6 protein-coding genes and 1 pseudogene are annotated in these 7,195 nt (G+C 35.2%); 2 read left to right on the forward strand and 5 right to left on the reverse strand.

What is annotated here, in order from left to right:
* Both IJI80_RS07055 and IJI80_RS07060 read right to left on the reverse strand, forming a co-directional pair.
* Nucleotides 1-765 (reverse strand): annotated as a pseudogene (locus IJI80_RS07055) (hypothetical protein); the annotation flags it as partial.
* 97 nt (nucleotides 766-862) lie between these two features.
* A complete protein-coding gene (locus IJI80_RS07060) occupies nucleotides 863-2,659 on the reverse strand; it encodes a YhgE/Pip domain-containing protein (RefSeq protein ID WP_292788798.1) in 1,797 nt (598 codons plus the stop codon).
* Nucleotides 2,660-2,854: 195 nt separating this feature from the next.
* Between IJI80_RS07060 and IJI80_RS07065 the strand changes: the two genes are divergently transcribed.
* Entirely contained in the window at nucleotides 2,855-3,577 is a 723-nt protein-coding gene (locus IJI80_RS07065) for a nitroreductase family protein (RefSeq protein WP_292788799.1), read from the forward strand.
* A gap of 60 nt (nucleotides 3,578-3,637) precedes the next feature.
* Here IJI80_RS07065 and IJI80_RS07070 read toward each other — a convergent pair whose 3' ends face one another.
* Entirely contained in the window at nucleotides 3,638-4,309 is a 672-nt protein-coding gene (locus IJI80_RS07070) for an isoprenylcysteine carboxylmethyltransferase family protein (protein ID WP_292788800.1), read from the reverse strand.
* 162 nt (nucleotides 4,310-4,471) lie between these two features.
* Between IJI80_RS07070 and dusB the strand changes: the two genes are divergently transcribed.
* Nucleotides 4,472-5,455, forward strand: coding sequence for a tRNA dihydrouridine synthase DusB (gene dusB / locus IJI80_RS07075; RefSeq protein WP_292788801.1), 984 nt, complete (start codon nucleotides 4,472-4,474; stop codon nucleotides 5,453-5,455).
* A 92-nt stretch (nucleotides 5,456-5,547) separates the two neighbouring features.
* Here dusB and mmp11 read toward each other — a convergent pair whose 3' ends face one another.
* Complete coding sequence (gene mmp11, locus IJI80_RS07080) at nucleotides 5,548-6,486, reverse strand: methanogenesis marker protein 11 (RefSeq protein ID WP_292788802.1); 939 nt, start codon at nucleotides 6,484-6,486, stop codon at nucleotides 5,548-5,550.
* Between the two features lie 140 nt (nucleotides 6,487-6,626).
* Nucleotides 6,627-7,058: a 6,7-dimethyl-8-ribityllumazine synthase gene (ribH, locus tag IJI80_RS07085; RefSeq protein ID WP_292788803.1), complete on the reverse strand. Its 432-nt coding sequence runs from the start codon at nucleotides 7,056-7,058 to the stop codon at nucleotides 6,627-6,629.
* Nucleotides 7,059-7,195 lie beyond the last annotated feature (137 nt).

Below are 7,195 nucleotides of genomic sequence, written 5' to 3' on the forward strand. Positions count from 1 at the left end.
ATAGTTTGTTCCATAGCTTAAATCAGCGGTTAATGTAGCATTGAAAGCGAATTCCATTTCCCCTTCAGGAGTTTTATCCACATAAACTTTCTTGAAGAATTCAACGGCCTTGTCTATTGAAAATGTCAAGACAGCTCCACCGTCTCCCCCTGCGGTGTTCTTGGTAAAATTGGAATTCTTTAAGTTCAAGTGTCCTACAGAATTTATGGCTCCACCACAATATTTAGCGTAGTTATTTGTGAAGACGCAATTGTTAACGGTCAAATTACCATAATTGAATATCGCTCCACCGTAAAGGTCGGTGTTTCCATTTGCAAATTTAATGTTGTTCAATACAACGTAATTGTTATCAATAAGGCCATATCTCACTAAAAATATTCTGGACTGGGATAAACCATCCAATGTGTGACCGTTACCGTTTATTGTCAAGTTCTTATTTATTCGGATACCTCTTTTGCTGAAATCTTCATCATAAGCGTAATCCTTATCCAATGTAATTACAGCGCCCTCTTCCGCATCATTGATTTTCTTTTGCAATGCAGAAAATGTTCCGTCATCTTCTGAGTCTGCTTCAATCACATTCTCCTCAATAGATTCAGTTAGGATTCCATCCATATTTCCAACTGAAATGCCATCTTCAACAGCAATGATTCCATTATCCTCTACTGTGAATGTTCCATCATCAATCTCATTTGCAGAAACGCTTGCAATGGAGAATAGGAAAATGATTAAGCATGCAATCAGAAGGCTTTTTTTGAATTTCATATTTTTCCTCATTTCATTTATATATAATACTTAACATAATTTCTAAAACAATTCACTTTCTCATTTAGTTTATTGCTATTATAATTTTCATGTTCTCCTAAAACAATCCGCTTTCCTCAAGTTTCTCTTCAAAGTAATGGGAAGGCTTGTCTAATTTTTCCTTAATGATTACTGCAGCTGTTATTGTTACACATCCAATAGCTAAAAGTATAATCAATGCTGGGATATAGTTTGACCAAACAATACCAAGCTGTGCTTCACGGACCAATGTTATTCCATAAGTCATAGGCATGTATGGATACAATACCCTGAAGAATGGATGCATGATTTGAATTGGATAGATTCCTCCGGTTGCAGATATTTGAAGAACCAAAAGGATAACTCCAATAGCCTTTCCTACTGTACCGATTGCAGAAATTATTGAGTAGATTAAGATCATGAATATCATCGATACCAGTATGCAAGATGCTATAAAGAGTATTGGATTTAAGATTTGAATGCCGAGAAGATAGCATCCCCCGATTGTAACGCATGCTTGAAGTATGCTCATTATAATGTAGGTTAACAATTTACCGAAGTACATTTCAAATGGGGAATATTTTGTTCCTTGGCTGCTTCCTGGCTTTAACATCACACAGGTAATTACAGCACCTACCCACATGGATAATACAAGATAGAATGGAGATACATCAGAACCGTATGAATTCACAGGGAATAGCTCGTTTCTTTCCAATTGTACAGGAGAAAGGAAATAATCTCCAAGAGTGTCTTCATCTATTCCTGTGATTCCACCAAGTGTATCTGCAGTGGATCCTAATGAACTGGATGCTGCAAACAATGCATTTGTTGCACCATTGGAAAGCAGTGATGCTCCAGATGCAAGACTTACTGAACCTTCTGCCAATTTACTGCTTCCTTCAGCCACTTTAACTGTACCGTTTGCCAGTTGGCTTCCTCCGTCAGCTAACTGATTAGCACCATTTGCTAACTGTTTTCCTCCTTCAGCCACTTGACTGCTTCCATCAGCAAGCTTAACGTTTCCTTCGGCATAGTCTTTTATTGGACCATCCGGTATTAATGAAGGGTCAACTGCAGCGGACAATTCCTCTGAACCCTTTTCCACTTGTGATGCCCCATCGCTTAATTTGTCTGAACCTTGCTTTAATTGTGATGCACCATCATTCAGTGAAGATGCCCCAGATTTAACTTGACTCGCACCATCCTTTACCTGGCTTTCACCACTCTTCACTTGACTTGCTCCTGCTTGAACTTTTGCATTACCTGCCTGAAGCTGTTTTCCACCGTTTGCTAGTTTTTTTGCTCCTTCAGCAAGACCTGCCTGCAATTCACCAAGCTTTTGGTAAGCTGCAATATCTATTATTTCAACTATTTTTGCATTAAGAGAGGTATAAACAGCATTGGCACCGGAATCAGTCAATTTAGTTGCTACAGGGTTTGTTTTCATATTGACAATGTATTCAAGCTTTGCTTGTTGGGGATTGTCACCAGTGATTGAAACAATGTTTTCACTCAGGTTTTTGGGTATGACAATTCCCGCATAATAGGTTCCGTTATACACCCCCTTTCGCAAGTCATCTTCTGAAACGAATGTCCAGTTGAACTTATCATTATTCTTTAAGTCATTTACAAGTTCCTTTCCCACATTTATGTCTTTATCATTGAATGATGCTCCTTCATCAAGGTTTGCTATTGCAAATGTAACATCACCGGTATTTCCATAAGGATCCCAACATGCCTGTATGTTCAAAAGCGCATAAAGTGAAGGAAGTATAATAACTCCAATGAGAACAATCACTACAATAGGATTTGAGAATGCTCCCTTGAAGTTCTTCTTCATGATTTCTGCAATCATCTTAGGATCTTTTCTACTCATCGTTTTACCTATTAAATTTTTTTTAATATATATTATTTTATAGTTTTTAATATAAATCATTTTTATAAAACTTTAATCTATTTTCTAATAACTATGTTATGTTTTCTCTCAATTCAATAGATTTAAATCATATTCATTCAAAAGTTATATTTGACAAATAAGAATTTTAAAAAAAATTACTGATATTGTGATAAAATGAACCTTGAAGATACAATATACAAAAGGAGGTCTATCAGATCTTATGATGATAACCCCCTTGACAATCAAACCCTTGATGAGATAAGGGATTTCATTGATAATGCAAAGGAATTGAATCCAAATATAAAATGGAGTTATGAAATCCTTCCAACAGAGAATATCTCTACAATGATGAGATGGAAAGCTCCTCATTACATAGCTATCTATAGTGAGGAAAAGGAAAACTACTATCAAAATGTAGGATTCATCTTCCAGCAAGTAGAGCTATTTTTAGAGAGCAAGGGAATTGGGGCCTGTTGGATAGGATTGGGAAATACTAAAAATTATGAGAATCCGGATAAGGGCCAAAAATTCATAATAATCATATCAATTGGAAAGCCAAAAGGAAACTTATACAGGGAAATTGACCAGTTTAGAAGAAAATCCCTTGATGAGATATCAGATAAAGTCGATGAAAAATTAGTTCCTGCACAATTTGCTCCATCCGCTTCCAATACACAGCCATGGTATTTCACTCATAATGATGATGGAAGCTATGACTTATACAGGGTAAAGCAAGGAAGACTTAGAAACAGATTATATAAAAAATGGAATAAGATTGATACAGGAATAGCTTTAGCACATCTTTATGTAGCGAATAAGGATAGCTTTAGATTCTACATGAAAGACAATCCTGAAGAACACAAAGGACTTTTCTATGCTGGAAGCTTTGAGATTTAATAGCTATTTTTAGCTATTAATATTTTCTTTTTTCTATTTTTTTTACTTTTTTAACTATTTTTACCATAAATAAGGAATCAATTTATATTTCACCTTTTCCTTATACTCTTTATATCCAATCAACTCATTCTCCAGAACCTTTTCTTCATTTCTTATTCTAAAAATGATTATTATTGGATAAACGAGCATTACAATGAAAGAGAATATTGAATCCAATACCAAAGGCATAGATAGGAACAGAAATATTGTGGAAGTGTACATTGGATGCCTTACAATGCCATACAAACCGCTGTCAACCACTTTTTGATTTTCACTCACTTCAACTGTACGTGAAAGGTATTCGTTTTCTCTAAGCACTTCAGAATACATGATATAAGCAATCAAAAATATGACTGAAGCGATTATAATCACCACAGTTGGAAGCTTGAACCATCCGAATCTAAAGTTAAGGCCAGCTAAAATGAAAGCTATGAGGAATATTATTCCACTAATCAATATCACTGTTTTCTGTTCATCTTCCTCTTCCTTTGCATTCAATCTTCTTCTTAAAAGATCTGGAGACTTGAAAAGCATGATTATTCCTGCAATAAACATTGGAATGAAGAGCAAAGCTATAAATAGCCATCCATTAGGATAATCTAAAGTTCCTGCAGGAATGAAAAGAAGTGCACAAATGATTATAAGACCAATTATGAATTTGATTATTGCTTGAAAAAATAGTTTATTATCCATCATATCACCAAAATTCACTTTACAATTAATTTTTTATTTTTTTAATTTAATAAATTTTTTAGTTTTTTGTGGAATGAATTATATATTTTTACAATAAATATAATCATATCAAATAACAGTATTTAAAACAATCATTAAAAAACTCATAATTAACTGATTCATATGAAGTGGAAAATTGGAAATGTTGAAATAGATAATCAAATAGCTTTGGCCCCTATGGCAGGAGTATGTGACTTCAGCTTTAGAACCATTGTAAAGTCAATGGGTTGTGGTCTTATTGAAACAGAAATGGTTTCAGACAAGGCTATTATGTATGGCAATTGGAAGACCAAGGAAATGCTGTACATGACTGACTATGAACATCCAATTTCACAGCAGATTGTCGGTTCTGATTTGGAATCTCTCACATTTGCATCAAAGTACATTTGGGAAAATACAGATGTTGATATCATTGACATTAACATGGGTTGCCCTGTAACTAAGGTGACAAACAGGTCAAAGGCAGGTTGTGCATTGATGAAAGACCCAGTTAAGGTAAAATCCATTGTAGAATCTATTGTAGATATTGTGCCGATACCAGTGACTGTAAAGATTAGAAGCGGTTGGGATAAAAACAGCATAAATGCAGTGGAAATTGCACAAATCGTTGAAGATGCAGGTGCATCAGCAATCACTGTTCATCCAAGAACAAAGGATCAAGGATACTCTGGAAAGGCAGATTGGTCCATTATAAGAGAAGTAAAGGAAAATGTGAATATTCCAGTTATTGGAAATGGGGATATCAAGTCATGCTTTGATGCAAAAAGAATGCTTGATGAAACAAATTGTGATGCGGTAATGATTGGAAGGGCATCACTTGGAAACCCATGGCTTATAAGGGATTGCGTCAACTATCTTGAGGATGGAACACTTCCATATGAAGTTACATTAAAAGAGAGAATGGAAACACTCAAAAAACATATAGACATGCTCATTGAAGTCAAGGGAGAGGAATTTGCAATTCCAAAAATGAGAACTCAAGCTGCATATTACGTTAAGAAATTGCCAAGAACAATTGAACTGAAACAGCAAATATTTAAAATGAATACAAAAGAAGATCTGTTTAATCTATTGGATGATTATGTAAAATCAGTGGAAAATGAGTAATAATAAAAAAATAGAAAGTTAAGAGTGAACACTCCTAATCAGTGAAAAAATTTTGGTCAAGGTTTTTGAGCCGAAGGCTCAAAAAGCTTGTTTTAGTAATAAACTTTAACTGCCTCATCAACATCATCGTGAAGACCTAAAGCTGCAAGTGCACCTACTTTTCCTTGGTCTCCTGTAACTGCAATGAGTGGAATGTCCAATTCTTCTGCAAGCTTTTCAGCAGTTTCAACATCCATCATGCCTGTTTTTGTAGCCATTGCATATTCCCTAAGTTCAGGTGGGATTCCTATTCCTTCAAGAATAGCTATTGCAGTCTTATCGGATAATGTGTCATGCTCGAGGATTTCAATAAGTCTTGAGATAAGCTTGTCCTTGTCCTCTTCCATTACAGCAAAGGTAAGTGCAATTGAAACGCAGTTTTGAGTTTTGTGAGGATTATGTGGGAATAACTGAACGATAATATGGTCAAGATACTCGAATCCTTCCTCTTTCAATTGAAGGCCAATGTTATGAGCCATAGTCCAAGTTGCTCCTGCATCCTTAACGTCTGTGTCATCTATTCCAATGACTAATTTCTCGTATTTTGGAGTTACTACAGTAGCTTTTCCTTCCTTACTGCCTCCTCCAACTTCAAGGACATCCACGTATTTGACACCTTCACCCATTCCTCTGCACATTCCAGCACCTACTCCAGCGCCAGCAAGGCCTCCGTGGGTTACCTTAACTTCCTTTGCCTCTTCATCAATTGCCACTTCCTCGATTCCAGCAGCATTGATACTTGCCTTAAGGTCTATTGGCTTTTTGCCTACTTTACAGAGGTAGGTGTGCTTGTTTCCATCTCTTTTAGCATCAATGATAAGTTCACTGCTGTGTTGGTATTGATAAAGCAACCAGTTGGAACCGCTTGGGCATGGGTGGTATTCAATAAGTTCTACAATATCTCCATCAGCCATTGTAATGACTTTCTCATATGGAGCAATCCATGGGTCATCAAATTTTTCCTTTAACTCTTCAGGTTTTAAAATTGCCATATTATCCTCTAAACTTTTAGAAAAAGTTTAATCAAAATTTTTTCAATAATGATTAAATCAATTAAATTTTTTTAAAATAGTAAAAATAGTTTAAAAGAATTGATTGAATCAAATTCTTTTAATAAATTAAATTTTTAAAATTAAATGTCTTGTAATCTGTCACACATTTTAACAGCTGCTTCAACAGCGTTTTTACCATAGCTAACTCTTCTGTGTGCATCTAATCTGGTCATACCAGGACCGCTGATACCAAGGGAAATTGGTTTACCCCATTCTAAGGATAAGTCAGCAATTTTACGGGATGCATGTTGAGCTACGATTTGGTCGTGATCAGTTGCACCTTCAATAACAGTACCTAAAGTGATTATGCAGTCAAGGTCAATTTTACCTTCTTTGTCTGCTTCAGTTAATTTCTTGATTGCAAGTGGCATATCGAATACGCCAGGAACCATTACAATTTTTGTAATTTCACAGTCACGAACTTGAGCTTCCGCTTTTGCAAGTTCTAACATCATATGAGTGATATCATAATTAAATTCTGCACCTACTGCACCAATATTATATTTTACCATTTTTTATCCTCCACATTAAAATTTTCTTGTAATTGATTAGATTTAATTTTTTATTTTCATTTACCATTTTCATCATGAATTATTCTTGATTTAGAGTACATATGCAATGAAAGTAGCCACTGCACTGAAGACCATAA

It is taken from the genome of Methanobrevibacter sp., from assembly GCF_017432245.1.
Lineage (GTDB): Archaea > Methanobacteriota > Methanobacteria > Methanobacteriales > Methanobacteriaceae > Methanobrevibacter.

What these genes read in the sequence shown, in the direction of transcription:
- IJI80_RS07060 (WP_292788798.1), bottom strand. Translation starts at nt 2,659, where the DNA reads ATGAGTAGAAAAGATCCTAAGATGATTGCAGAAATCATGAAGAAGAAC.
- IJI80_RS07065 (WP_292788799.1), top strand. Translation starts at nt 2,855, where the DNA reads ATGAACCTTGAAGATACAATATACAAAAGGAGGTCTATCAGATCTTAT.
- IJI80_RS07070 (WP_292788800.1), bottom strand. Translation starts at nt 4,309, where the DNA reads ATGGATAATAAACTATTTTTTCAAGCAATAATCAAATTCATAATTGGT.
- dusB (WP_292788801.1), top strand. Translation starts at nt 4,472, where the DNA reads ATGAAGTGGAAAATTGGAAATGTTGAAATAGATAATCAAATAGCTTTG.
- mmp11 (WP_292788802.1), bottom strand. Translation starts at nt 6,486, where the DNA reads ATGGCAATTTTAAAACCTGAAGAGTTAAAGGAAAAATTTGATGACCCA.
- ribH (WP_292788803.1), bottom strand. Translation starts at nt 7,058, where the DNA reads ATGGTAAAATATAATATTGGTGCAGTAGGTGCAGAATTTAATTATGAT.